The sequence below is a fragment of the Phenylobacterium sp. genome (genome assembly GCF_036264965.1).
In the GTDB taxonomy this organism is placed as follows: Bacteria; Pseudomonadota; Alphaproteobacteria; order Caulobacterales; family Caulobacteraceae; genus Phenylobacterium.
In genome coordinates this window covers 1-22,511 of the sequence record NZ_DATAPY010000136.1, presented here as the reverse complement: position 1 = coordinate 22,511, position 22,511 = coordinate 1, and the positions used below count along the sequence as shown (strand labels likewise).

Here is a 22,511-nt window from a genome sequence, read left to right as displayed (position 1 = left end):
TCCTCCCGCTTATGATTGCCCCTATTTCGCGCTCGCAGGCCCAGGCGCGTCAAGCGACGCTGTTCGCATCGCCGAGCCACGCAGCGGCGCGCGAGCTGATCGGCTGGACGATCACCATGGGCGGCGTGGGCGGCCGGATCGTCGAGACCGAGGCCTATCACTACTCGGACCCGGCTTCGCACAGCTTCTCAGGGCCCACCGAGCGCAACGCGGTGATGTTCGGCCCGCCGGGTGCAATCTACGTCTACCGCTCCTACGGGATCCACTGGTGCATGAATCTGGTCTGCGGCGATGAGCCGGGGAGCGCGGTGCTGCTGCGCGCGCTGGAGCCGACCGAAGGCCTCGACCTGATGATCGCGCGGCGCGGCCTCGACGATCCGCGCCTGCTCTGCTCGGGGCCCGGCCGGCTTTGCCAGGCCCTGGCCGTCACCCGCGACCAGAACGGCCTGAAGATCAACGAGCCGCCGTTCGAACTGATCCCCGGCCCGCCAGCCGAGGTCGTGGTCGGCCCGCGCATCGGCATCACCAAGGCGGTCGACGTTCCATGGCGCTTCGGCGAGCGGGGCTCTCGCTATCTCAGCAAGCCGTTCCCGAAGACGCTCTAGCGGCGGTTCTCGGACGCGGCGACCGCGCGGGCGTTGGAGGCAGCCAGTTCCGCGTCGGGGATCTGGACCATCTGGCTCATGTCGATCTTCGGCGGCGGCGCGTTGGGATTGAAGGGCACGGTGGGAACGGTCGGCGGCTCCCGCGCCGCGGCCAGGCGGGCCAGCGTCTCATTGGCCTGCAGGCGGGCCTGCACGCGCGCCAACTCGTTGGTGAGCGCGATCTCACGATTGCGCGCTGCGAGCGCATCAGCCGATCGCTGGGCGTCGAGCGACTGGGTCAGGCCAAGATAGGGCTGGGCCGCGGCGGGCGCGGCAGCGGCCAGGACGGCGAGGGCGAGGGCGATCAGGGTGCGCATGAGAAGGCCTCCATGCGATCAACGCGCGTGCTGGCCCTCGGCTCCCTATTCCTTGCGTTCGACGTGGAAGCGGGCGAGCTCGGTCTTGGGCGCCTCCCAGTCGGGGCTGAGCTCGACGGCCTTCTGGTAGTCGAAATAGGCCGACTTGGCGTCGTCGAGGCCCTCATAGGCCAACGCCCGGTCGAAGTAGACCTTGGCCGGCGCCTCGACGCCCAGCGCCAGGCCCTTGTTCAGGTCGGGCAGGCTGTCGGCGTATTTGTGCATGCCGATGAAGACGGCGCCGCGGTTGGCGTAGGCCTCGCCCAGGTCGGGCTTCTCGCGCACCGCCTCGTTGAAGTCGCTCTGCGCGCCTTCCCAGTTCGCCCGGCGCATCTTCAGGATGCCGCGGTTGACGTAGGTGCCGGCGCGATCGCGGCTGGACAGGGTTTCCTTCTCCAGCGCCTCGGTGCAGATGCGTTCCAGCCGGATCTCGGCCTTGCCGGAGAGCGCGGCTTTCGAGCACGCCTCCGCCAGACCGCCGCCGATCACCGTGACCGAGGCGCGCGCCGCAGCCCCCATGCTCAGAGCCGCTGCCAGCGCCGCGCCGAAAATCAGCCGATTCATGGGTCTTCCTCCCCGCCCGCGCGGCTCAGGGCCGCGTATCGGCGTTCGCGCGAAGGCTCCTCCCGCGACGGAGCCCTGTCAACGCGAAGCTGACCTAAGGTCACATCGGCGCGTCAGGCGGGTGCGCGGCGGAAGCGCAAGAGCTCGCGGTGGAGGATGTAGAGGCCGCTGGCCGCCACCACCGCCGCGCCCGCCAACGTCACCGGCTGCGGCAGCTCCCCCCAGACCAGGTAGCCCAGGATCGTCGCCCAGATCAGCTGGGTGTAGTCGAAGGGCGCCACGACGCCGACCGGCGCGACCCGGATCGCCTCGGTGAGGAACAGCTGGCCGACGCCGCCGATCAGGCCGGAGAAGATCAGCACGGCCAGGGTCGCAGGATCTGGCGTCACCCAGTCGAACACCGAGACGCTCAGGCCCAGGATTGTCCCGGCCAGGGTGAAATAGAAGACGATGGTCGCGCCCTTCTCGGTGACCGAAATCTGGCGGATCTGCACCATGGCCAGCGCGCTGCCGAGCGCGGCGGTCAGCGCGAAGCCGACGCCCGTCAGGTTCATGTGGCCCGGCTGCGGCCGCACCATGATCATGACCCCGATGAAGCCCACCAGCACCGCGCCCCAGCGGTGGCGGCCCACCGCCTCGCGCAGCATCACCGCCGAGAGGGCGGTCATGAACAGCGGCGCGGCGAAGGTGAAGGCCGTGGCCTCGGTCAGCGCCAGGCGCTGCACGGCGAAGAAGCTGCAGGTCATGCCGATCAGCCCGGCGATGGAGCGCGTCAGATGGCCCCAGGGCCGCTGGGTCTTCAGGACCGAGAAGCCGGTGGTGCGCGAGATGTAAAGCAGCAGGGGTACGAACGCGAAGGCGTTGCGGAAGAAGACCAGTTCGAAGACCGGGATGCCGCGGTGGCCGGCCCACTTCACCGACGCCGTCAGCCCGGCGACGCAGACCATCGCCGTCGTCCGGTAGGCGATGCCGAGACCGTTGCGGTGGTGGTGCGGAAGCTGGGCGGTGGGTGCGCTCACCGGCGCGGTGTGGGGGCCTGCGCCCGCGCGGTCAACCGCTGCGCCCTACTTGCCGTCGACGGAGAAGGCCAGCAGGAGGTTGTTGGCCCCGGCGCTGCCGCCATAGCCGGAGTGGATGAACAGCCGCCCGCCGGCGATCACGGCGCCGCCCATGTCCAGGCTGCCGCCGCTGGCGGCCTTCAGCCCGTTGGCGGTGTCGAGCGGCGTGGTGGTGTCGTAATCCCAGACGAGCTTGCCGTCGGCGGCGTAGGCCCGCAGATGACCGTCCAAGGCGCCAGCGAACACCGCCCCCGGAACCGCTGTCACCGCCTGCGAGTAGCCCGAAAGGCAGCGGCCCGACGGCACGTTGCAGGTCACGCCCTTCGGCGCATCCGCCTGCCAGAGGACCTTGCCGTCGGCGGCGCTGAGGCCCGCGATGCCCGGGCGCCCACGGCCCGGAAAATCCGCCAGGGCGGCGTAGACGATCCGCCCATCGGTGGCCGTACCCCATTCAACGCCGCCGCCGGCCCCGCCGCTGCCGAGCTTGGCGCTCTGCCAGACGGTCTTCCCGCTGTCGGGGTCCATGGCGTAGACGATCGCGGACTTGTTGCCGGTGATCACCAGGTCCCTGCCGCCGAGGCTGACCAGCATGGGCGAGGAGCCGAAGTCGTAGTCCGGGCCGCGTTGGCCCAGCGGCCCGTTGACGGTCCCCGACATGAAGTTGTCGTGGGCGAGCACTTGGTTCACCCAGCGGATCTTGCCGGTCTTCAGGTCCATGGCGATCACCGCATCGGAGGTCGGGTGCTCCACCTCGGAGTAGGAATCGCCACTGGCCACATAGAGCTGGCCGCGCTTCGCATCGATGGTCGGCGCCGACCACAATGCGCCGCCGGCGGGGCCGTACATCTGGGTCCCGGCGGCGTTCTTGCGCGTCGGATGCGGCGTCTCGTTGAGGATCGCCTGGCTCCAGAGGATCTTGCCGGTCCCGGCGTCGACTGCGACCACCGTGCCGATGAAGGTGCAGCAGGGATAGGCCGCGACATTGCCCTGGCTCTCCTCCGAGGCCGAGAGCGGCACGTAGAGCACCCCGTCGTAGAGGGCGGGCGAGCCGGTGATCCGGCCCACCACGTGATCGCCCACGCGGACCTTCCAGAGCTCCTTGCCGGAGCTGGCGTCAAAGGCGCGGACATACATCCGGTCGTCGCCGAAATAGAGCGCCCAGCCGCTGGGCGCGGTCTTGAGCTTGCCGACGGTCATCGAGGCGCGGCCGCCGCCGCGGTAGTCGAAACGCCAGTGGACGCAGCCGCTGGCCGCGTCGAGCGAATAGACCTTGCCGCCCATGCTGGCGACGAACACGCGGTCGCCGAACACCAGGGGCTGGGTGTTCTTGGTCCCCGGATAGGCGAAGGCCCATTTCACCTTCAGGCGCGGGATGTCGGCCGCCGCGAAGTCCGGCTTGGGCTGATAGCGGCTGTTGGCGACGTCTCGGCCCCAGCCGTTCCACTGCGGGCCATTCGTCTGCAGGGGTCCATTGGTCTTGCAGGGGTTCGGATCGGGCGCGGAGGCAGTCTGCGGCACGGGCGACTTGCCGGTGAGGAAGCGCACGACACCGTAGATCTCGGCCGCGCTCATCCCCTGGGCCATGGGCGCCATGGCCCCGATGGTCAGAGCGTCATAGACCTCCTCCGGCGAGCGGGCGCCCAGCATCTCGCGGGTCGGAGCGCGGCCGGTGGCCGGCTCGTGGCAGCCGGCGCACCTGGCCTTGAAGATCGGCTCGCCACTCACCGGGTAGAGCCCGGCTGAGTTTTCCGGCGGGACCACATAACCGGCCTTGGGCGTCACGGCCGGGCGCGCGGGCGGAGCCGGCGGCGGCTGGGCCATCGCCCAGCCACTTACAAGCACAACTGCGGCAAGCGCCGCCAGAACCCCGGTCGCACGCATGGTCCGCATGGCGCCCGCGCCCTACTTGCCGTCTACCGAATAGGCCAGGAGGACGTTGACCCCGTTGGAGCCGACGCGCGCTGCGCCATTGTTGCCGCTGGTGATGAACATCATGCCGCCGGCGATGGTCGGGCCCATGCCGTCGATGCCGCCGCCGGGCTGGCCCTTGATGCCGTTGACCGTGTCGTAGGACCGCGCGGTGGTGGAATCCTCCCAGACGATCTTGCCGGTCTTGTCGTCATAGGCGCGGATCCAGCCGTCCATGCCACCCTCGAAGACGAAGCCCGGGATCACCGCGGGCGCGGCCGGTTGCGCGCGGGCGCAGCGGCTGGGCTTGTCCTTGTCGGCCGCGTAGTGGCAGGGCGCGACAGGCGCCGGCGCCGACCAGTCTATGGCCCCGGTGGCCGGGTCGAGCGCATAGAGGCCGGCCTTGCCCTTCGGCGCATCAGGCCGCGGATTGAACAGATAGACCAGGTCGGAGATCGGCACGAAGACGTGGGTGGCGTTGGCGCCGATGCCCCACTCGACGCCGCCGAGCGCCGAACCCATGCCCACCTGAGTCTTCCAGATCAGCTTTCCGCTGTCCGGATCGATCCCGTAGACGATGCCCGACTTCTGGCCGGCCACCAGCACCTGCTTGCCGCCCTTGAGCGTCATCAGCACCGGCGTGGCGCCGAAGTCGTAGTCCGGGCCCATCGGCGTCGGGCAGTTGCCGGAGGCCGAGGTCGGGCCGCAGCCCATGACGAAGTTGTCGTGCTCGGTCACTTGGCGGCGCCACTTCACAGCGCCGGTCTTGATGTCCAGCGCCACGATGGCGTCGTCGCCATCGGTGTCGACGTCGGTGTAGCTGTCGCCGGTGACGACGTAGACGAGGCCGCGCTTGCGGTCGACGGAGGGCGCCGCCCAGACCGCAGCACCTGCCGGGCCCTGGACCTTGCCGCCGCCCTCCTTGTCGCGGATCGGCTTGACCGGCCCCGTGATCATCGGGGTCTTCCAGAGGAGCTTGCCGGTCTTCAAGTCCAGCGCCGCTACGGCGCCGCGGAATGTGCAGCAGCTGTAGGCCTTGCTCATGGCCGCGGCCTCTTCGATCGAGGAGATCGGCACGATCAGGCGGTCGTCCACGATCACCGGCGAGCCGGTGAGCACCGAGAACGGATGGTTCTCGATCTGCGCGCTCTTCCAGATCTCCTTGCCGGTCTGCGCGTCGAAGGCGCGCACGATCCGGTCGCTCTGGCTGACCACGGTCAGCCAGCCGCTGGGCGAGATCGGCGACTTGATGACCATCGGCGTGGTGCGCGAGACCAGGTCGTCCACCGACCAGTGGACGCAGCCGGTCTTGGTATCGAGCGCATAGAACTTGCCGGAGCGGTTGGTGATCCACATCCAGTCGCCGACCACCGCCGGCTGGCCGCCGCCGGTCATCGAGAAGGCCCACTTCACCTTCAGCTTCGGCACATCGGCCGCGGTCAGGCCCGGGTGGCGCTGGAAGCGCGTCGAGGCGTCATCGACGCCCATGCTGGCCCAGTCGCCGACGCCGGCCGCGATAGGCGGATTGCTGGCGCACTTGGGATCGGTTCCGACCACGCCGCCCTTGATGGCGACCTGCGGCATCTCCTGGCCGGTCGGGCGTGCGGGCAGGCTCGCCGAAGACGTGGCGGAGGTGAGGTAGGCGGCGACGGCCTGCTTGTCGGCGTCCGACAGGCCCTGGGCCATCGGCTGCATGATGCCGTTGGTCAGCGCCTGGACGATGTCGCCAGGCGCGCGCTGGCCGAGGTCGGCGCGGCTGGGCGCGCGCGCGGCGCCGCCCTCGTGGCACGCTTTGCAGCGGGTCTCATAGATCTGCTGGCCATTGGAGGCCGGTTGGGCCTGGGCGGAAAGGCTGAGGGCCGAGGCGGCCGCGACGGTGACGCCGAACAGCCAGGTACGAACTGAGCGCAACGTGAAATTCCCCCGATGTCCCCAGGTCCTGGGGCTCTAAATGCTTGAATCGAAACCCGCGCAGCATGCACCGCGCGGGCCTCTCGGTCACCTGGATCGTCGCGACCCCCGCGCGGGCGATCGCTCCGCGTCCGTCAGCCGTCAGCCGTCAGTGGCCGCCGGCCGCCGCGGGCGTAGCCGTCGGCATAGGCTGAGCCGCCGCCGGCTCCGGCGCCGCCTTCGGCATGTCGCCGCCCTTCGCCGCCTGGCCGCCGCGGCCGCGGGCCATGAACTTCTGGGCCGCCGCCAGTTCCTTGGCGTCGATCGAGCCGTCGTGGTCGGAGTCGATCAGGTCGAAATACTGCAGCAGCGTCCGGGCCGGGCTCTTCGGCCCACCCCGCAGCTCGGCCTTCTCGATCTTGCCATTCATGTTGGTGTCGAGGACGCCCATCATCAGGTTGGCCTGGAGCATCTTCTCGTACTCCGGCGTCTGGTGGGTCACCGTCTCGTCCGTCCAGCGATAGTGCAGATAGGTGGCCATCATCTCTTCGCTGGTCTGCTCACCCCAGTAGACCGTCTTCTTCGGATCGGGGTTGCCCGGGTTCCGCGTCGAGTTGTCGTAGGTCCAGGTGGTCAGGACCTTCGAACCCGCCGGCACCTTCAGCGGCGTCTTCAGGAAGTACTCGTACTGCCAGTTGAAGTTGTAGCGCGGCAGGGCCAGCAGCTTCTCTTCCTTGCCGTTCGGATAGATGACCGAGACCTGGGTCGAGCCGCCGCGCACGTGGGCGTGTGGGGTGATGCCGTAGAGGAGCGCTTCCTTCGGGAACTCGATGTAGCTGGTTTCCTTGTGCCACTCCTCGCCCGCGGGAATCTCGATGTTGAAATTGAAGATGCCGAAGGTCCGCAGGATGTACTTCGGCTCCTGCCCCTTCGGGTAGAAGTAGATGCCCATCTGGGTCTTCTCGGTCGTTTCCTTGCCGTAGGGCGTGTAGTGGTTCTGGAAGCCCACGCCGCCGGACGGCGGCACCCACACGCCGGTGTCGACCGGTTGGATGTTGGAGCCGCGGCCCGGGCCGTAGCCGCCCAGCGAGGCGCCCCACTGGGTCTCGGAGAAGCTGTTGCCAGCGTGGTCGGAGGCGACGACGCCGGTCAGGATGTGGTGCACCACCTGGCGGTCGGAGACGCGGAAGGTCGTGGCCTTCATCCAGCGGCCTTCGGCCATGGCGTTGGCGACCACCGGATGCTGGTAGTCCATGATGCCGGTGGCGGCGATCTTCACCTCCGGCACGTTCAGCACCACGTCGGGCTTGCCGAGCGGCCAGTCGGGGGCCTGGAACTTGACCTTCTGCAGCGGGTCCTCGCCCGCGCCGCGCGGCGCGCCGGCGTCGATCCAGTGGACCAGGGTCTTCATCTGGTCGGGCGTCAGGCGGTCGTCGTCCTGGAAGGCGCCCACGGTTTCGTCGGCCAGGTAGGGCGGCATCCGGTGGGTGCGGATCACCTCGCGGATCATCGGCGAGAAGCCCTTGATCTGCTCATAGTTGTTCAGCGGCATCGGGCCGATCCCGCCCGGCTGGTGGCAGGTGGCGCACTTGGCCTGGATGATCGGGGCGATGGTGTGAGCGTAGGAGATCTTTTCGTAGGTGTTGGCCTTGGCGCGGTCCGGGAAGGCGATCAGCTCGCCCTTGGCCTCGCGGCTGGTGAGCGCGACCTTCTGGCCGGCGACCAGGGCGTCGATGGCGGCCTTGGCGCCGTCCACGGGACCACGGTAGGCGACCGACCAGGCGCGAGGATCGATGACGATCACCTCGGCGGCGCGGGTCACGCCCAGCTCCTCGCCGACCAGCTGCTCGTAGTCGAACAGGATTGGCATCTGCAGGCCGGCGGCCTTGGCGTCGGCGATCACCGGATCGCGCCGGTCGCCGATGCGGCTGTCGACCGCCAGCATGTCGACCTTCTGGCCGGCGTAAGCCGATTTCAGCGCCATCAGCGCCGCGGCGTCGGCGTGCAGTCGCTTGTCGCCGCTGGCATAGGTCACCAGCACCACGGCCTTGTCGTCGGCCATCCGGTAGAGTTCGCGGCCCAGCAGATCCTGGTCGGCCAGCATGAAGTCGTCGACCCGCGCCGGGCCGGCGACCTTGGGCGCCTCGGCCTTGGCGCTCGATACGCCGTGTGGAGAGGCCATCAGGGCCAAGGCGCTCGCCGCCGTCGCCAGCGCGCCAAGCCCGATAACCGCCTTGCGTGAAATGCTCATGGTCCTCTCCCTTGCCCCTCTTTCGCCGGCCCGCGCGACGCGCTGTAGCTGGCCCAGGTGTTCAAATCCCGCTGTAATCCCGTGACATTGCGGATGCGTTTCTAGGCGAATGCGTTTCGGGCCTGACCTTGCGGAAGCCCGCTGCGCAGTCCACAACGGACTACCCCGCAAGTTACGAGACACAGTGGATCATAGTGGATTCTAGCGCCCAAATGTCAACGGTTTCCGACGCGCGCGTCGTGCGCACGCGCGAGGCTCTGCGCCGGGCGATGACGGGGCTCGCCGAGGACCTTCCGCTGGATTCGATCACCGTGCGCGCCATCGCCGCGAAGGCCGGCGTCGGCTACGCCACCTTCTTCCGGCATTACTCCGACAAGGACGCCCTGCTCGCCGACGTCACCGACAACCTGGTCCGGGATTTCCTGACCCAGGCCGCGCCCTGGCTGCAGCAGCGCGACCGCACCGGCGCGGCCAAGTTCCTCTGCGCCTTCGTGGAAAGCCACCTGGCGATCTACAAGGCCCTGATCGCTGGCGGCTCCGGCGACACGGTGCGCGCCGAGATGCTGCGCCAGACCATGGCCACCATGGCTCAGACCCGGGCGCGCAAATCGGAGGGGCCGCTGGACGACCTGGTCCTGTTCCAGACCGTCTCGGGCATCCTGAACCTGCTCGCCTGGTGGCTGCGCAACCTCGACACCGTCGACGCCGACACCATGGCCGAGATCATCGAGCGCCTGATCCTGACTCCAGTCAGCACCGTGCGCCGCCAGCCGCCGGCGGGGCTGGGGCCGCCCACCAACTAATTTTGCAGACCCCTGTCGGGGGCGGTTAGGCTGGCGCGTCCTCAGGCCGCCACAGGAACTTAGCCCCGATGCTCTATGCCCTGCTCTGCTACAATTCCGAGGAAGCCGTCTTCTCCTGGACCAAGGCGCAGGACGACGCGGTGATGGCCAAGCTGGCCGTGGTGCACGAGCGCCTCGCCGCCCAGGGCAAGATGGGCCCCTCCCTCCGGCTGATGCCGACGACGGCGGCCACCACGCTTCGCAAGAGCGATCCGCCGATGGTGATCGACGGCCCCTTCGCCGAGACCAAGGAACAGCTGCTGGGCTTCTATGTCGTCGATTTCGACAGCCTGGACGAGGCCCTCGATACCGCCCGCCAGCTCGGCGAGGCCAACCCCGGCGGCGCCTATGAGATCCGTCCGCTGCTCCTCTTCCTGCCCGGCGTGCTGCCGGAAGGAACGCGAGTCGGATGAGCGAGGACATCGCCTGGATCGACGCGGCGCTGACCTCGGCGCGGCCCCAGGCGATCGGGGCCCTGCTCCGCTACTTCCGCGACCTGGATACCGCCGAGGAGGCCTTCCAGGAGGCCTGCCTGCGGGCGCTGAAAAGCTGGCCGCAGAAAGGCCCGCCGCGCGACGCCGCGGCCTGGCTGATCATGGTCGGCCGCAACGCCGCCCTGGACGGGGTGCGCCGCAAGAGCCGCCTGACCGAGCTGCCGGATGAAGGCGCGATCTCCGACGTCGACGACGTCGAGACCCCGATGGCCGAGCGGCTGGACGGCGCCCACTACCGCGACGACATCCTGCGGCTGATGTTCATCTGCTGCCATCCAGAGCTACCGGCGACTCAGCAGATCGCGCTGGCCCTGCGCATTGTCTGCGGCCTTTCGGTCCGTCAGATCGCCCGCGTGTTCCTGGTTGGCGAGGCCGCCATGGAGCAGCGGATCACCCGCGCCAAATCCCGCATCGCCAAGGCCGAGGTCCCTTTCGAAGCGCCGGGCCCGGTGGAGCGCTCCGAGCGGCTCGCGGCGGTGGCCTACATGGTCTACCTGGTGTTTACCGAGGGCTATACGGCCGGCCACGACACCGCCGAGGCCCGCTCGCCGCTCTGTGAAGAAGCGATCCGGCTGGGCCGCCTGTTGCTGCGGATCTACGCCACCGAGCCGGAGATCATGGGCCTGGCCGCCCTGATGCTGCTGCAGCACGCCCGCGCCGCCGCCCGCTTCGACATCGAGGGCGCGGCGATCCTGCTGGAGGATCAGGACCGCACGACCTGGAACCGCGACATGATCGGCGAGGGCCTGGCCCTGGTCGACAAGGCCATGCGCCACAACCGTCCCGGAGCTTACCAGATCCAGGCCGCGATCGCGGCCCTCCACGCCCGCGCTAAACGGTTCGAAGACACCGACTGGGCGCAGATCGAGGCGCTCTACGTCGGCCTGGAGCGCCTGACGCCCTCGCCGGTGATCACGCTGAACCGCGCGGTGGCGGCCAGCAAGGTGCGCGGCCCCGCCGAGGCCCTGGCGATGATCGAGCCCCTGGCCGACGCGCTGGGCGGCTACTTCTATTTCTTCGGGGCCCGCGGCGCCTTCCTGCTGCAGCTCGGCCGCGAGGACGAGGCGCGCCAGGCCTTCGACCGCGCCATCTCGCTGGCCAACACCGCCGCCGAGGCCGCCCACATCCGCGGCCAGATCGACCGGCTGACCGCGGACGCCAAGGCCGGCGCCTAGGACCTTTCCCGGATCAGGCCGCCGCTCCCCCTCCGCTAGGGGCCCCGGAAAGCGTCCCGTAGCGCCCTGACCCTTGTGTTGAGGTCGGCGACCTCATCGACCGTCATTCCCGATTTGTCGTACAGCGCCGCGGCCAGGGTCCTGGTCTGCGCCCGAACGGCGCGGCCCTGATCGGTCAGCTGAACCCGCACCTGCCGCTCGTCCGCCGGGTTTCGCTGGCGGACGACATGCCCCGCCTGTTCAAGGCGCTTCATCAAAGGCGTGATCGTGCTGGGCTCGAGGTCCAGGCGCTGGGCGATGCCGCCGATGGTCTGGTCGTCGTCTTCCCACAGCACGCACATGACTAGGTACTGCGGATAGGTCAGGCCCAGCTTGTCCAGCCAAGGCTTGTAGACGCGGCCGACCGCCATGAAGGCGCTGTACAGCGCGAACCCCAGCTGGCGGTCCAAGGGTAAGGGAAACTCGAAATCCACGACCGCTCCCGGGTTTGCGACGACGCAAATCATTATCGCGATAAAAAACTTCTGGACAAGCGATTTTGGACGATCTAGCTTTTGATTATCGCGATAACAATTATCGCCAACTAGACAACGGGAGAACGAACATGTCGAAGAAGATCATTGCCTCTGTCGCCTCCGCCGCCGCCCTGATGGCCGGCGCCGCCAACGCTGCCCCCGCGATCAAGAACGTCGTGCTTGTGCACGGCGGGTTCGTCGACGGCGCCGGATGGCGCGGGGTCTACGACATCCTGAAGAGGGATGGCTTCAACGTCGCCATCGTGCAGAACCCGACCCTGTCGCTCGCCGGCGACGCCGCGGCGACGCGCCAGGTGATCGACGCTCAGGGCGGTCCGGTGATCCTGGTGGGCCATTCCTACGGCGGCGCTGTGATTACCGAAGCCGGCACGGACAAGAACGTGGCGGGCCTCGTCTACATCACCGCCTTCGCGCCGGATAAGGGCGAATCGGTCAACACTCTGATCGCCGACCCCGTGCCCGGCTATGCGCCGCCGCCGATCCTGCCGCCCGTCAACGGCCTGCTCGCCCTGGACCGCGCCAAGATGCCGGCCGCCTTCGCCGGCGATGTGGATCCGAAGACCGCAGCCTTCATGGCCGACTCCCAGGTTCCGTGGGGCGTCGAGGCGCTGTCCGGCGCCGTCACCGACCCGGCTTGGAAGACCAAGCCCAGCTGGTACCTGCGGGTCACTGACGACAAGATGATCCCCTACCCCGCGCAGAAGGCCATGTCCGAACGCGCCCGCGCGACGATCGCCGAGGTCCCCGGCAGCCACGCGATCTACGTCTCGAACCCGCAGGCCGTGGCGCGCCTGATCGAACAGGCGGCTCAGGGCGCGGCGAAGTAACCGAGCGCCGGCGCCTGGCGCCTTCAGATCCACCGGGCCCCGAAGATCGACTTCGGGGCCCTTTCTGTGGAGGCCGCCCTCGGGCGGACAGCCACCCCTCCGGAAACCCCGTCGGGCGGCAATCGATTGATGGCCGCACATTTGGCGAACATCGTTATCTTTTCCGCCTTAAGCTCGCTTTGGGATCACCGGCAGGACCACATGGCTCGGGCGGCCGCTGTCCACGAAGACCGTGTTCCTGGCCACCCGCCGGGTGAGGCCGGTCCCCTCCGGCGCGCCGGTGTTCGGGTTGACGTCGAAGTGCGGGAAGTTGCTCGACGAGACGTCTAGGCGGATGCGATGGCCGGCCTTGAACAGGTTGGAGGTCGGGAAGGCGGTGACCTTGATCTGGTAGCTCTCGCCCGGCTTCATCATCGCGGGCTTCTCCCAGCTGTCACGGTAGCGGCAGCGAAGGATGCCGTCGGTTACGTTGAGCGCGTAGCCCTCCGGATAGTCCTCGCTGGGCGGATAGACGTCGATCAGCTTGATCGTGAAATCGGTGTCCGGCCCATCGGAGGCGATCCAGAGATTGGCCTCGATGGCGCCGGTGACCTCGACATCCTGTTTGAGCGGCTCGGTCTGGAACACCAGCACGTCGGGCCGCGCCTCCAGCGGCAGGTACGGCTGGCGCGAGCCATAGACCGTGGGCCCCTCGCGCTGGTCGTAGCCGCCGCCGCGCATCAGGGGCTCGCCGGAGGTGATGGTCCCGCCGATGCTGGGGACCGGATGGTTGGGGTCGAAGTCGTAGCTGAGCGGCGCGCCGGTCGCCGACGGATTGGAGATCGAGAGCTGGCCATCGCCGTGTAGATTGTAGGGCGTGAGCTGCGCGTCGGGGATCGGCCAGGCGCTCTCCGTACGCCAGCGCCCGCCGTGCGTCAGCCGGCCCTCCGGCGACTTCTTGCCTGACCCGCCGCCCATCACGAAGATCCGCACCGGGGGATCGGGATCGGCCTTGCTGGAGCCCTTCAGATGGCGGTCGAACCAGGCCAGCCGCTGGGCGTCGTAGTCGCCATGGCCCAGCGCATCCAGCGTCGCGCCCGGTCCGAACTCGATGTCCCCGGAATAGGTCGTCGAGCGCGCGCCGTGGGTCCAGGGCCCCATGATCAGCCGGATCGGCCCGGTCTTCTTCCTCGACAGCGCCACGTAGTTGTCGGTCGTGGAGCGGGAATAGGCGTCGTACCAGCCACTCATGTGGATCATGGCCGCGTCGGCGTAGCGGTCGTAGGAGCCCTCGGCGTAGATGCCGACCTGCTTCCAGTAGTCGTCGAAATCGCCGTGCCGCCACTGGTCCAGCACATAGGCTTCGTAGCCGGGGATCAGCGACAGCGGCGTGTGCCCGGCCTTCCAGGGCATGGAGGCGAACCAGGCCTTCAGATCGACCTTCTTCAGCGCCGCCATCAGCCGCGGATCCTTTGCGGCCTCCGGGCTCTCCAGGCCGAGGTTGTAGGCCCAGGTCACCTGCTTCAGCTCAAACGCGCCGCCCTGGCGGATGCCGTCCTGGTAGGCGTTGGAGAAGCCGCCGCAGTCGAGGACCATGGCCTTCAGGCCGGGCGGGTTCAGGCAGGCCAGCGCGCCTTGGGTGTGGGCGGCGTAGGAGAGGCCCATGGTGCCGATCCGTCCGTCGCTCCACGGCTGGGCGGTCAGCCAGCGGCAGGTGTCGAAGCCGTCGGCGCCCTCGCTCAGGTATTTGACGAACTCGCCCTCGGAATCGTAGCGGCCGCGGCAGTCCTGGAAGACCACGACATAGCCCTGGCGGACGTAGGTGGCGGCCACCTCGGCGCGGGTCTTCGGCGTCTTCGGATTGGCCTGGGTGATGTCGCGGAAGCTGGTGACGTTGCGGCCATAGGGCGTGCGCTCCATGATCGCCGGGAAGCGGCCGGGCGCAGGTTTACCGCCGCGCGCCGGGCGGTAGACGTCGGTGGCCAGCTTCACGCCGTCGCGCATCGAGACGCGGATATTGCTCTCCAGCAGGACCTCATAGGGCGCATCAGGCGCCGCGGCGGCGCGGCCGGCGCCGGCCAGGGTGACAGCGGCGATCAGGCGGGAGAGACCGCGGCGGGTCAGGGAGGCGTCGTGATTCATGCGAAAAAGCTCGCACGCCCGGTCGGGGCCGCCTAGCGGTTAGAGCCGCTCGGTCGCGTTCCAGGCGGCGGTGACCAGCTCGTCGAGGACGGCCGCGTCCACATCGGCCAGCTTGTTGATGTAGAGGCAGCCCTTGCCGGTGGAATGCTTCCCCAGCCGCGCCAGGCGTTCGTCCCAGCCCTCGGCGTGCTTGATGTAGAGCACCAGTGAGGCCTTTCGGGGCGAGAAGCCTATGGCCATGAAGCGGCCCGTCTTGCCGCCGGCCAGCGCGTATTCCCGCTCGCCGAAGCCGACGATGGTCGGGCCCCACATCCTCGGCTCCAGCCCGCTGACCTTGCGCATCAGGGCGCAGACCACGGCGCCGTCGGCGGGTTTGGGCGAGCCCGCGATGAACCCGTCGACGTCGACATCGGTCGCCTTGGTTTTCGGCTCGTAGCCCATGAGGGCTGAGATTATTTCCCGTCCACCGAGAAGGCCAGTAGGACGTTGTCGGGGCCGCTGGTGCTCGAGTAGCTGTTGAACCCGGCCATCAGGAAGGCCATGGGCCCGGCGAAGGCGATCCCCGTGGCGTCGAGATTGCCGCCGCGCTGGTTCTTCACGCCATTGACGGTCTCGTAGTGCGTGCCGGCCGTGTCGTAGTCCCAGATGAGCTTTCCGGTCTTGGCCTCGAAGGCGCGGACATGCCCGTCCTGGTTGACGCCGAACACCACGCCGTTGGCGACGCTCGGCGGCCCGGAATAGCCGTTGCCGCAGCGGCCCTCGAAGCTGCACTTGGCCGGCTCCGGCGCGCGGTGGCGCCAGATCAGGGCCCCGTCTGTCAGCCGCAGGGCCGAGAGGGTCGGCATCCCCCGGTCGGCGACGCCCACATAGAGGTTGGCGTTGTCCGCCGCCATGCCCCATTCGACGCCGCCGAGCGCGCTGCCCTTGCCGATGCGGGTCTGCCAGATGAAGGATCCATCGTCCGGGTTCAGGCCATAGACGCCGCCCGACTTCTGGCCGGCCAGCAGGATGTCCTTCCCACCGGCCAGGTGTTTGAGGATCGGCGAGGAGCCGAAGTCGAAGTCCGGCCCGGCGGGCGTCGGACAGTTGACGCCGGGCTTCTGGGGCGGGCAGCCGACCAGGAAGTGATCCAGCGCGGTCATCTGGTGCGCCCACTTGATCTTGCCGCTCTTCAGATCCATCGCCTCGACCGCGTCGGTGTAGCCCTCCTCCACGTCGGTGTAGCTGTCGCCAGTGGCGACGTAGAGCACGCCGCGCTTGGGATCGATGGTCGGCGACGACCAGATCGCCCCGCCCGCCGGCCCATACATCTGGGTGCCCGCGGCGTTCTTCTTGAACGGCGCCGGCGCGGTCGGGATCGCGTAGGACTTCCACTTGATCTTGCCGGTGGCGGTGTCGACGGCGGCGACCGCGCCGCGCTGCTTGCAGCACTCATAGGCCGCCAGGCTCGCCACGGACTCCTCGAACGACGACAGCGGCACGTAAAGCGTGTCGCCCCACAGCGTCGCCGCGCCGGTCAGGATGCCGCGCGGGCCAGGATCGATGTTAACGGTCCAGAGCTCCTTGCCGGTGTTGGCGTCGACCGCGACCTCGTTGCGGCCCATGTCGCCGAAATAGGCCGCCCAGCCGGACGCGGCCTTGGGATTCTTGCCGACCGATACGGTCACGCGGACAGGGCCTCTGGCCCTGTAGCCCCACGCCACGCAGCCCGTGGCCTTGTCCAGCGCATAGACCTGGCCGGACGATGAGGTGACGAAGACGCGGTTGCCCACCACGGTCGGCTCGCCGTAGCGACCGCCCTGGTAGGCGAAAGCCCATTTCACCTTCAGCTTCGCGGCATTGCTGGTGTTGATGGTGGTCGAGGCCGCCGCGCGCGAGTTCTGCTTGTCGGGGCTCCAGCCGTTCCAGGCCGGACCCGCCGGGTTGAACTTCGCGCCCGCCGGGCAGGCGTTCCGGGCCTCGCCGGTCAGGTCGAACCTGGCGTCCGGCTCCTGGCCGGTGACGAAGGCCGCGATCGCGCCAATATCCTCGTCGGAGAGGCCGGCCGCCATGGGCTGCATTTTTCCGGTCTTCAGCGCGTCGCTGATGACGTTCGGGAACTGGGCGGCGAGTTCAGTGCGGGAAGGCGCATGCTCGACCGGCGGCATGTGGCAGCCCTTGCACCGGGCGTTGAACAGCTCCTCACCGCGCGCCTGCAGCTTCACCAGGGCCGCAGCCTGGGCCGCCCGGGCGGCGAGCGCATTGGCCTGAGGCGAACCCGCCGCGGGCGCCTGTCCGGCGGCCGGACCGGCCAAGGCCGCGATCGCCATAGTCGCCGCCGCAACGGCTGCGCCCCAATGTACCTTCATATCCGCCCCCAGCATTTCCTTTGAGGCGCCGACTGACGCGGCGCTCTTCGCCGTCACCATAGCGCAGATTAAATTTCAGTCAGATTTCGCGGTTCGGGCCGGTTGCCGACCGGCGTTCCCCGAGAGGGCGCATTGCGGCGCGGTCACGCAGTTGCAGCGCCGGAAGGTTCGGACGCAGGGCGGAAAGACGCTTGTCACGGGGAGGCCTTAGTGGGAGGCGACTTAGCTTGGCAAACGCCCCCCATTCAGCAATGAGCGGGGGAACAGTGTTTGCTGCGCGATCGTTATTGTGAAGCTTGCGCCGTAGAGCGCGCCGGTCCGCAGGTGACCCCGGAGGAATGATGGATAATCAAGCGCGCGCCGCCTTCTGGAGCAAAGAGCATCCGCTCCGGCGCACCCTGGTCATCCTGCTGGTCCTGGCCGCGCTCGGCGGCCTGATCTGGTTCGCCGTCTCCCTGGCGCACGGCAGCAAGGCCGCTGGCCCCGGGGGCCCGGGCGGCCCCGGCGGCTTCGGCGGCGGACGCGGGCGCAGGCCGTCGACGACCGTCGGCGTGGCGACCGCGACGACTTCGGACATCCCGATCACCCTCGACGGCCTGGGCACGGTGACGCCCGCCGCGACCGTGACCGTGACGCCGCAGGTTTCCGGCGTGATCACCAAGATCCTCTTCAAGGAGGGCCAGCTGGTGAAGAAGGGCCAGGCGATCGCCGAGATTGACCCGCGCCCGCTGCAGATGGCGCTCCTGCAGGCGCAGGGCAACGAGACCCGCGACGAGGCCCAATTGGCCAACGCCAAGATCCTGCTGGCCCGCGACCAGACCCTGCTGACCCAGGACTCCATCGCCCGCCAGGACGTCGACACCCAGGCCGCGCTGGTGAAACAGCTCGAAGGCACGGTCATGACCGACAAGGCCGCTGTCGGCTCGGCGAAGCTCAACCTCGGCTATTCGAAGGTCATCTCGCCGGTAGGCGGCCGCATCGGCCTGCGCGCCGTCGACCTGGGCAACTTCATCCAGGCCGGCAGCACCACGGGTCTGGCGGTGGTCACCGAGGTCACGCCGATCGACGTGGAGTTCACGGTCGCGCAGGACGCGGTCCCCAACCTGCAGGCCCAGGCGGCGCACAACAAGCTGCCGGTGACGGCTTATGACCGCACCAAGACCGTGGTGTTGGACCAGGGCCTGTTCTCGACCCTCGACAACGTCGTCGACCCGACCACCGGAACGGTGAAGGCCAAGGCGCGCTTCCCGAACGCCAACGGGGTCCTGTTCCCCAGCCAGTTCGTCAATGTCCGCATCGCGCTGCAGACCCTGCGCAATGTGGTGGTCGTGCCGGTGACGGCCGTGCGTACCGGCCCGCAGGGCGACTTCGTCTGGATTCTGAAGCCCGACAAGACGGTGACCAAGCGCAATGTGACCCGCGGCCCGGCGACGCCGCTGGTGACCAGCATCACCCAGGGCCTGAACCCCGGCGAGAAGGTGATCACCGAAGGCGGCGACCGCCTGACCGAAGGCGGCAAGGTCACCCTGCCCACCGACAAGAATCCGATGCTGATCTGCGCGCCCGACCTGAAGAAGCTGTGCGACGGCAAGCAGCCGGGCCGCGAGCAGTTCATGTGCCTGCGTGAGAACGCGGCCAAGACCAGCCCGGCCTGTAAATCGGCCATGGCCGAGGCGGCGGCGGCCCGCGCCGGCGGTGGGTCCGGCGGCGGTGGCGGCGGAAGCGGAAGCGCCGGCGGCTACGGCGGCGGCTCTGGCGGCGGCGGCTTCGGCGGCAATTTCCCGCCCGAGGTGCAGGCGGCGCGCGATGCGCGGGACAAGGCCTGCGCCGCCGACAGCAAGAAGCTGTGCCCAGGCCAGGAAGGCCGCGAGGCCGCCATGTGTCTGCGCGAGAATGTCGCCAAGGCCAGCAAGGCCTGCCAGGACGCCTCGGCCAAGGTTCGCAGCGTCATGGGCGCCATGGGCGGCGGCCAGGGCGGTGGTGGCGGCGGTAATGGTGGCGCACCCGGTGGCGCTGGCGGCTATGGCGGCGGGGCGCCTGCCGGTGGCGGCGCTCCGGCCGGCGCGGGCGCGCCCAGCGGCCCCGGTGGCGGCACGCCTGCCGGCGCGGGCGGCGGCGGCTTCACCATGACGCCGGAGATGCAGGCGGCCCGCGAGGCCATGCACAAGGCCTGCGATCCCGAGATGAAGAAGCTGTGCCCGGGGCAGGAAGGCCGCGAAGCCTTCATGTGCCTGCGCGAGAATGCGACCAAGGCCAATGCGGCCTGCCAGGCGGCGATGGCGAAGATGCCCCATCGTGCGCCGGGCGGCGGCGGTGGCGGCGGTCAGTGATCGTAGAGTTTAGAGACCGGTCCTCAAACGGATGAACCCGTCACGCCCCTTTATCCTGCGACCTGTCGCGACCGCGCTCCTGATGGTGGCGATCGTGCTGGCGGGGCTTGTGGGCTTCAAGCTCCTGCCGCTGTCGGCCCTGCCGGAGGTCGACTATCCGACCATCCAGGTCACCACCCTTTATCCGGGCGGCAGCCCGGAGGTGATGGCCCAGACGGTGACCGCCCCGTTGGAGCGCAACTTCGGCCAGATGTCCGGCCTGGAGCGGATGACCTCCGTCTCGTCCGCCGGCGCCTCGGTGATCACCCTGCAGTTCAATCTGAAGCTCAGCCTCGACGTCGCTGAGCAGGAGGTGCAGGCGGCGATCAATCAGTCGAACACCCTGCTGCCCGCCGACCTGCCGGCGCCGCCGATCTACGCCAAGGTGAACCCGGCCGACGCGCCGGTCCTGACGCTGGCGGCGACCTCCGACACCATGCCGCTGACCGATGTCCAGAACGTCGTCTACACGCGCCTTGCCCAGAAGATCAGCCAGGTCTCCGGCGTTGGCCTGGTGACGCTCTCCGGCGGCCAACGGCCGGCGGTCCGTATCCAGATCAACACCGACACCCTGGCCGCCTACGGCCTGACCCTGACCACGGTGCGCAGCGCCATCAGCGCGGCCAACGCCAATGCGCCGAAGGGTAGCTTCGAGGGCCCGACCCGCAGCTACACCATCAACGCCGACGACCAGTTGGCGACGGTGGACGACTACAAGAACCTGATCATCGCCACCCGCAACGGCGCCTCGGTGCGGATGTCCGACGTGGCCAATGTCGTGCAGGGGCCGGAGAACATCCAGCTCGGCGCCTGGTCAGGCAAGACGCCCGCGATCGTCATCAACGTCCAGCGCCAGCCCGGCGCCAACGTCATCAAGACTGTCGACGCCATCAAGGCCCAACTGCCGGACCTGACCGCCTCGCTGCCGCCGGGGATCAAGGTGGCGGTGCTGTCCGACCGCACCACCGGCATCCGGGCCTCGGTCCATGACGTCGAGATGGAGCTGCTGCTGGCGGTCGTGCTGGTGGTGCTGGTGATCTTCTTCTTCCTGCACTCCATCCGCGCCACGATCATCGCGGGTCTCGCGGTGCCGATCTCGCTGATCGGCACCTGTGGGGTCACCTATCTGCTGGGCTTCAGCCTCAACAACCTCAGCCTGATGGCGCTGACCATCGCCACGGGCTTCGTCGTCGACGACGCCATCGTGATGCTGGAGAACATCTCCCGCCACGTGGAGGACGGTGAGCCGCCCTTCGAAGCCGCGCTGAACGGCGCCAAGCAGATCGGCTTCACGATCATATCGATGACCGTCTCGCTGCTGGCGGTGCTGATCCCGCTCCTGTTCATGGGCGACGTGGTCGGCCGCCTGTTCCGCGAGTTCGCCGTCACGCTGGCGATCACCATCCTGATCTCGGCGGTGGTCTCGCTGACCCTGACCCCGATGATGGCCGCGCGCTGGATGACGGCCGACGAGCACCACGCCAAGCCGGGCACGTTCGGCGCGAAGACCCAGGCCTGGTTCGACAAGGTCATCGAGCGCTACGACCACGCGCTGCTCTGGGTTCTGGACCGCCAGAAGGCGACCCTGATCGTCGCCGTCGCCACCTTCCTGATCACTGTCCTGCTCTATGTCGTGATCTCCAAGGGCCTGTTCCCCGTGCAGGACACCGCCCAGCTGCAGGCCCGCATCCGGGCGTCGGATACGGTGTCCTACCAGAAGATGGCGCAGCTGCAGGGCGAGGTGACCAACCTGGTGCTGCAGGATCCGGCGGTCGAGAACGTCTCGTCCTTCGTGGGGGTCGACGGCTCGACGAACGCCACGCTGAACAGCGGCGAGCTGCTGATCAATCTGAAGGAGAAGCACGGATCGCAGACCGAGGTCATGCGGCGCCTGCGCGAAGCCGTGGCCAAGGTGGCCGGCGTACAGCTCTACATGCAGCCGACCCAGGACCTGACGGTGGACGCCGAGTCCGGGCCGACGCAGTACCGGGTCTCGGTCGAGGGCTCCAACACCCAGCAGGTCAACGATTGGGCCGTGAAGCTGACCGAGGCCCTCGGACAGGAAAAGAAGCTTCAGAACGTCACCACCGACGCCGCCGATCTGGGCCTCTCGGCCTTCGTCAACATCGACCGCGACACCGCCGCGCGTCTGGGCATCACCCCGGCGGCGGTGGACGATTCCCTCTATTCGGCCTTCGGCCAGCGGATCGTCTCGAACATCTTCACCGAGACCAACCAGTACCGGGTGATCCTCGAAGCCCGTCCGGGCGACGCGACGCCTCAGGGTCTGGCCGGCGTGCAGCTGCAGTCCACCGGCGGCTCGACCCCGCTCGGCGCGATCGCCAGCATCAAGCAGACCACGGCGCCGCTGCAGGTCCGCCACGTCGCCCAGTTCCCGGCCGCGACCGTCGGCTTCGACACCGGCAGCGGCACCTCGCTCGGCGGCGCTGTGGCTGACATCCGCAAGGTCGCCGACAAGATCGGCAAGCCCGCGGGCGTCACGCTCACCTTCCTGGGCGCGGCCGGGGCCTACGAGAACTCCCTGAACAACGAGCTTTGGCTGATCCTGGCGGCGGTGGTCTGCGTCTATATCGTGCTGGGCGTGCTCTATGAGAGCTACATCCACCCGCTGACCATCCTGTCGACCCTGCCCTCGGCCGGGGTGGGCGCCTTGCTGGCGCTGATGTTCACCGGCAACGACCTGGGCGTCATCGGGATCATCGGCATCATCCTGCTGATCGGCATCGTGAAGAAGAACGCGATCATGATGATCGACTTCGCGCTGGTCGCCGAACGGACCGAAGGCCAGCATCCGCGCGACGCGATCTACCAGGCCTGCCTGCTGCGCTTCCGGCCGATCCTGATGACGACCATGGCGGCGCTCCTCGGTGCCCTGCCGCTGATGCTGGGCAGCGGCACCGGATCGGAACTGCGCCAGCCGCTCGGCATCGCGATCGTGGGCGGCCTGATCGTGAGTCAGGTGCTGACGCTGTTCACCACCCCGGTGATCTATCTGGCGTTCGACCGGATCGCGGTCTGGGCCTCCCGCCGCGGCCGGGGCCGCCGCGTGGCACGGCCGTCGTAAGGGTGCGCGCGTGAACATCTCCGCCCCGGTCATCGGCCGGCCG

The 22,511-nt window shown here is 68.7% G+C and carries 17 protein-coding genes; 7 read left to right on the top strand and 10 right to left on the bottom strand.

Annotated elements, in window-relative coordinates; translation table 11 throughout:
- Nucleotides 1–11 precede the first annotated feature (11 nt).
- Nucleotides 12–605 carry a DNA-3-methyladenine glycosylase gene (locus tag VHS75_RS18245; protein WP_329640038.1) on the top strand — a complete coding sequence of 198 codons (594 nt, stop codon included), beginning with the start codon at nucleotides 12–14 and terminating at the stop codon, nucleotides 603–605.
- Here VHS75_RS18245 and VHS75_RS18240 read toward each other — a convergent pair.
- The 6 genes from VHS75_RS18240 to VHS75_RS18215 all read right to left on the bottom strand — a co-directional run bounded on the left by VHS75_RS18240 (nucleotide 602) and on the right by VHS75_RS18215 (nucleotide 8,671).
- Nucleotides 602–961, bottom strand: coding sequence for a hypothetical protein (locus tag VHS75_RS18240; RefSeq protein ID WP_329640037.1), 360 nt, complete (start codon nucleotides 959–961; stop codon nucleotides 602–604). The genes VHS75_RS18245 and VHS75_RS18240 overlap by 4 nt on opposite strands.
- 45 nt (nucleotides 962–1,006) lie before the next feature.
- Nucleotides 1,007–1,564 carry a hypothetical protein gene (locus tag VHS75_RS18235; RefSeq protein WP_329640036.1) on the bottom strand — a complete coding sequence of 186 codons (558 nt, stop codon included), beginning with the start codon at nucleotides 1,562–1,564 and terminating at the stop codon, nucleotides 1,007–1,009.
- 113 nt (nucleotides 1,565–1,677) lie between these two features.
- Nucleotides 1,678–2,583, bottom strand: coding sequence for a DMT family transporter (locus tag VHS75_RS18230; RefSeq protein WP_329640035.1), 906 nt, complete (start codon nucleotides 2,581–2,583; stop codon nucleotides 1,678–1,680).
- 45 nt (nucleotides 2,584–2,628) lie between these two features.
- Nucleotides 2,629–4,512 (bottom strand): PQQ-binding-like beta-propeller repeat protein, encoded by a 1,884-nt coding sequence (locus VHS75_RS18225; protein WP_329640034.1) that lies wholly within the window; start codon nucleotides 4,510–4,512, stop codon nucleotides 2,629–2,631.
- Nucleotides 4,513–4,524: 12 nt separating this feature from the next.
- Nucleotides 4,525–6,441 (bottom strand): PQQ-binding-like beta-propeller repeat protein, encoded by a 1,917-nt coding sequence (locus VHS75_RS18220; protein WP_329640033.1) that lies wholly within the window; start codon nucleotides 6,439–6,441, stop codon nucleotides 4,525–4,527.
- Nucleotides 6,442–6,589: 148 nt separating this feature from the next.
- The gene (locus VHS75_RS18215) at nucleotides 6,590–8,671 is read right to left on the bottom strand and encodes a hypothetical protein (RefSeq protein ID WP_329640032.1); all 2,082 of its coding nucleotides are present in this window, start codon (nucleotides 8,669–8,671) and stop codon (nucleotides 6,590–6,592) included.
- Nucleotides 8,672–8,883: 212 nt separating this feature from the next.
- On the opposite strand from VHS75_RS18215, the gene VHS75_RS18210 reads away from it, so the two are divergent.
- The 3 genes from VHS75_RS18210 to VHS75_RS18200 all read left to right on the top strand — a co-directional run bounded on the left by VHS75_RS18210 (nucleotide 8,884) and on the right by VHS75_RS18200 (nucleotide 11,182).
- Nucleotides 8,884–9,474, top strand: coding sequence for a TetR/AcrR family transcriptional regulator (locus VHS75_RS18210; protein ID WP_329640031.1), 591 nt, complete (start codon nucleotides 8,884–8,886; stop codon nucleotides 9,472–9,474).
- A gap of 68 nt (nucleotides 9,475–9,542) precedes the next feature.
- Nucleotides 9,543–9,926, top strand: a complete 384-nt coding sequence (locus tag VHS75_RS18205; RefSeq protein WP_329640030.1) for a YciI family protein — start codon at nucleotides 9,543–9,545, stop codon at nucleotides 9,924–9,926.
- Nucleotides 9,923–11,182 (top strand): RNA polymerase sigma factor, encoded by a 1,260-nt coding sequence (locus VHS75_RS18200; protein WP_329640029.1) that lies wholly within the window; start codon nucleotides 9,923–9,925, stop codon nucleotides 11,180–11,182. Before VHS75_RS18205 ends, VHS75_RS18200 begins: the two co-directional genes overlap by 4 nt.
- Nucleotides 11,183–11,217: 35 nt before the next feature.
- Here the strand turns inward: VHS75_RS18200 and VHS75_RS18195 are convergent, their stop codons facing one another.
- Nucleotides 11,218–11,655, bottom strand: a complete 438-nt coding sequence (locus VHS75_RS18195; RefSeq protein WP_329640028.1) for a MarR family winged helix-turn-helix transcriptional regulator — start codon at nucleotides 11,653–11,655, stop codon at nucleotides 11,218–11,220.
- 131 nt (nucleotides 11,656–11,786) lie between these two features.
- Here VHS75_RS18195 and VHS75_RS18190 point away from each other — a divergent pair, with 131 nt between their 5' ends.
- Nucleotides 11,787–12,545, top strand: a complete 759-nt coding sequence (locus tag VHS75_RS18190; protein ID WP_329640027.1) for an alpha/beta hydrolase — start codon at nucleotides 11,787–11,789, stop codon at nucleotides 12,543–12,545.
- Nucleotides 12,546–12,713: 168 nt separating this feature from the next.
- On the opposite strand, the gene VHS75_RS18185 is transcribed toward VHS75_RS18190, so the two are convergent.
- The 3 genes from VHS75_RS18185 to VHS75_RS18175 are packed head-to-tail and all read right to left on the bottom strand — an operon-like array spanning nucleotide 12,714 to nucleotide 17,014.
- Nucleotides 12,714–14,666, bottom strand: a complete 1,953-nt coding sequence (locus tag VHS75_RS18185) for a CocE/NonD family hydrolase (RefSeq protein WP_329640026.1) — start codon at nucleotides 14,664–14,666, stop codon at nucleotides 12,714–12,716.
- Nucleotides 14,667–14,705: 39 nt separating this feature from the next.
- Entirely contained in the window at nucleotides 14,706–15,107 is a 402-nt protein-coding gene (locus VHS75_RS18180) for a DUF1801 domain-containing protein (protein WP_329640025.1), read from the bottom strand.
- Nucleotides 15,108–15,118: 11 nt separating this feature from the next.
- Nucleotides 15,119–17,014, bottom strand: coding sequence for a PQQ-binding-like beta-propeller repeat protein (locus VHS75_RS18175; RefSeq protein WP_329640024.1), 1,896 nt, complete (start codon nucleotides 17,012–17,014; stop codon nucleotides 15,119–15,121).
- 341 nt (nucleotides 17,015–17,355) lie between these two features.
- Here VHS75_RS18175 and VHS75_RS18170 point away from each other — a divergent pair, with 341 nt between their 5' ends.
- Both VHS75_RS18170 and VHS75_RS18165 read left to right on the top strand, forming a co-directional pair.
- Nucleotides 17,356–19,344, top strand: coding sequence for an efflux RND transporter periplasmic adaptor subunit (locus VHS75_RS18170; protein ID WP_329640023.1), 1,989 nt, complete (start codon nucleotides 17,356–17,358; stop codon nucleotides 19,342–19,344).
- Nucleotides 19,345–19,375: 31 nt separating this feature from the next.
- The gene (locus VHS75_RS18165; RefSeq protein ID WP_329640022.1) at nucleotides 19,376–22,468 is read left to right on the top strand and encodes an efflux RND transporter permease subunit; all 3,093 of its coding nucleotides are present in this window, start codon (nucleotides 19,376–19,378) and stop codon (nucleotides 22,466–22,468) included.
- The last annotated feature ends 43 nt before the right edge of the window (nucleotides 22,469–22,511 follow it).

Excerpts from the sequence above, each read along its gene's own strand:
- VHS75_RS18245 (WP_329640038.1), top strand. The coding sequence starts at position 12 with ATGATTGCCCCTATTTCGCGCTCGCAGGCCCAGGCGCGTCAAGCGACG.
- VHS75_RS18240 (WP_329640037.1), bottom strand. The coding sequence starts at position 961 with ATGCGCACCCTGATCGCCCTCGCCCTCGCCGTCCTGGCCGCTGCCGCG.
- VHS75_RS18235 (WP_329640036.1), bottom strand. The coding sequence starts at position 1,564 with ATGAATCGGCTGATTTTCGGCGCGGCGCTGGCAGCGGCTCTGAGCATG.
- VHS75_RS18225 (WP_329640034.1), bottom strand. The coding sequence starts at position 4,512 with ATGCGGACCATGCGTGCGACCGGGGTTCTGGCGGCGCTTGCCGCAGTT.
- VHS75_RS18215 (WP_329640032.1), bottom strand. The coding sequence starts at position 8,671 with ATGAGCATTTCACGCAAGGCGGTTATCGGGCTTGGCGCGCTGGCGACG.
- VHS75_RS18210 (WP_329640031.1), top strand. The coding sequence starts at position 8,884 with ATGTCAACGGTTTCCGACGCGCGCGTCGTGCGCACGCGCGAGGCTCTG.
- VHS75_RS18205 (WP_329640030.1), top strand. The coding sequence starts at position 9,543 with ATGCTCTATGCCCTGCTCTGCTACAATTCCGAGGAAGCCGTCTTCTCC.
- VHS75_RS18200 (WP_329640029.1), top strand. The coding sequence starts at position 9,923 with ATGAGCGAGGACATCGCCTGGATCGACGCGGCGCTGACCTCGGCGCGG.
- VHS75_RS18190 (WP_329640027.1), top strand. The coding sequence starts at position 11,787 with ATGTCGAAGAAGATCATTGCCTCTGTCGCCTCCGCCGCCGCCCTGATG.
- VHS75_RS18185 (WP_329640026.1), bottom strand. The coding sequence starts at position 14,666 with ATGAATCACGACGCCTCCCTGACCCGCCGCGGTCTCTCCCGCCTGATC.
- VHS75_RS18180 (WP_329640025.1), bottom strand. The coding sequence starts at position 15,107 with ATGGGCTACGAGCCGAAAACCAAGGCGACCGATGTCGACGTCGACGGG.
- VHS75_RS18175 (WP_329640024.1), bottom strand. The coding sequence starts at position 17,014 with ATGAAGGTACATTGGGGCGCAGCCGTTGCGGCGGCGACTATGGCGATC.
- VHS75_RS18170 (WP_329640023.1), top strand. The coding sequence starts at position 17,356 with ATGGATAATCAAGCGCGCGCCGCCTTCTGGAGCAAAGAGCATCCGCTC.
- VHS75_RS18165 (WP_329640022.1), top strand. The coding sequence starts at position 19,376 with ATGAACCCGTCACGCCCCTTTATCCTGCGACCTGTCGCGACCGCGCTC.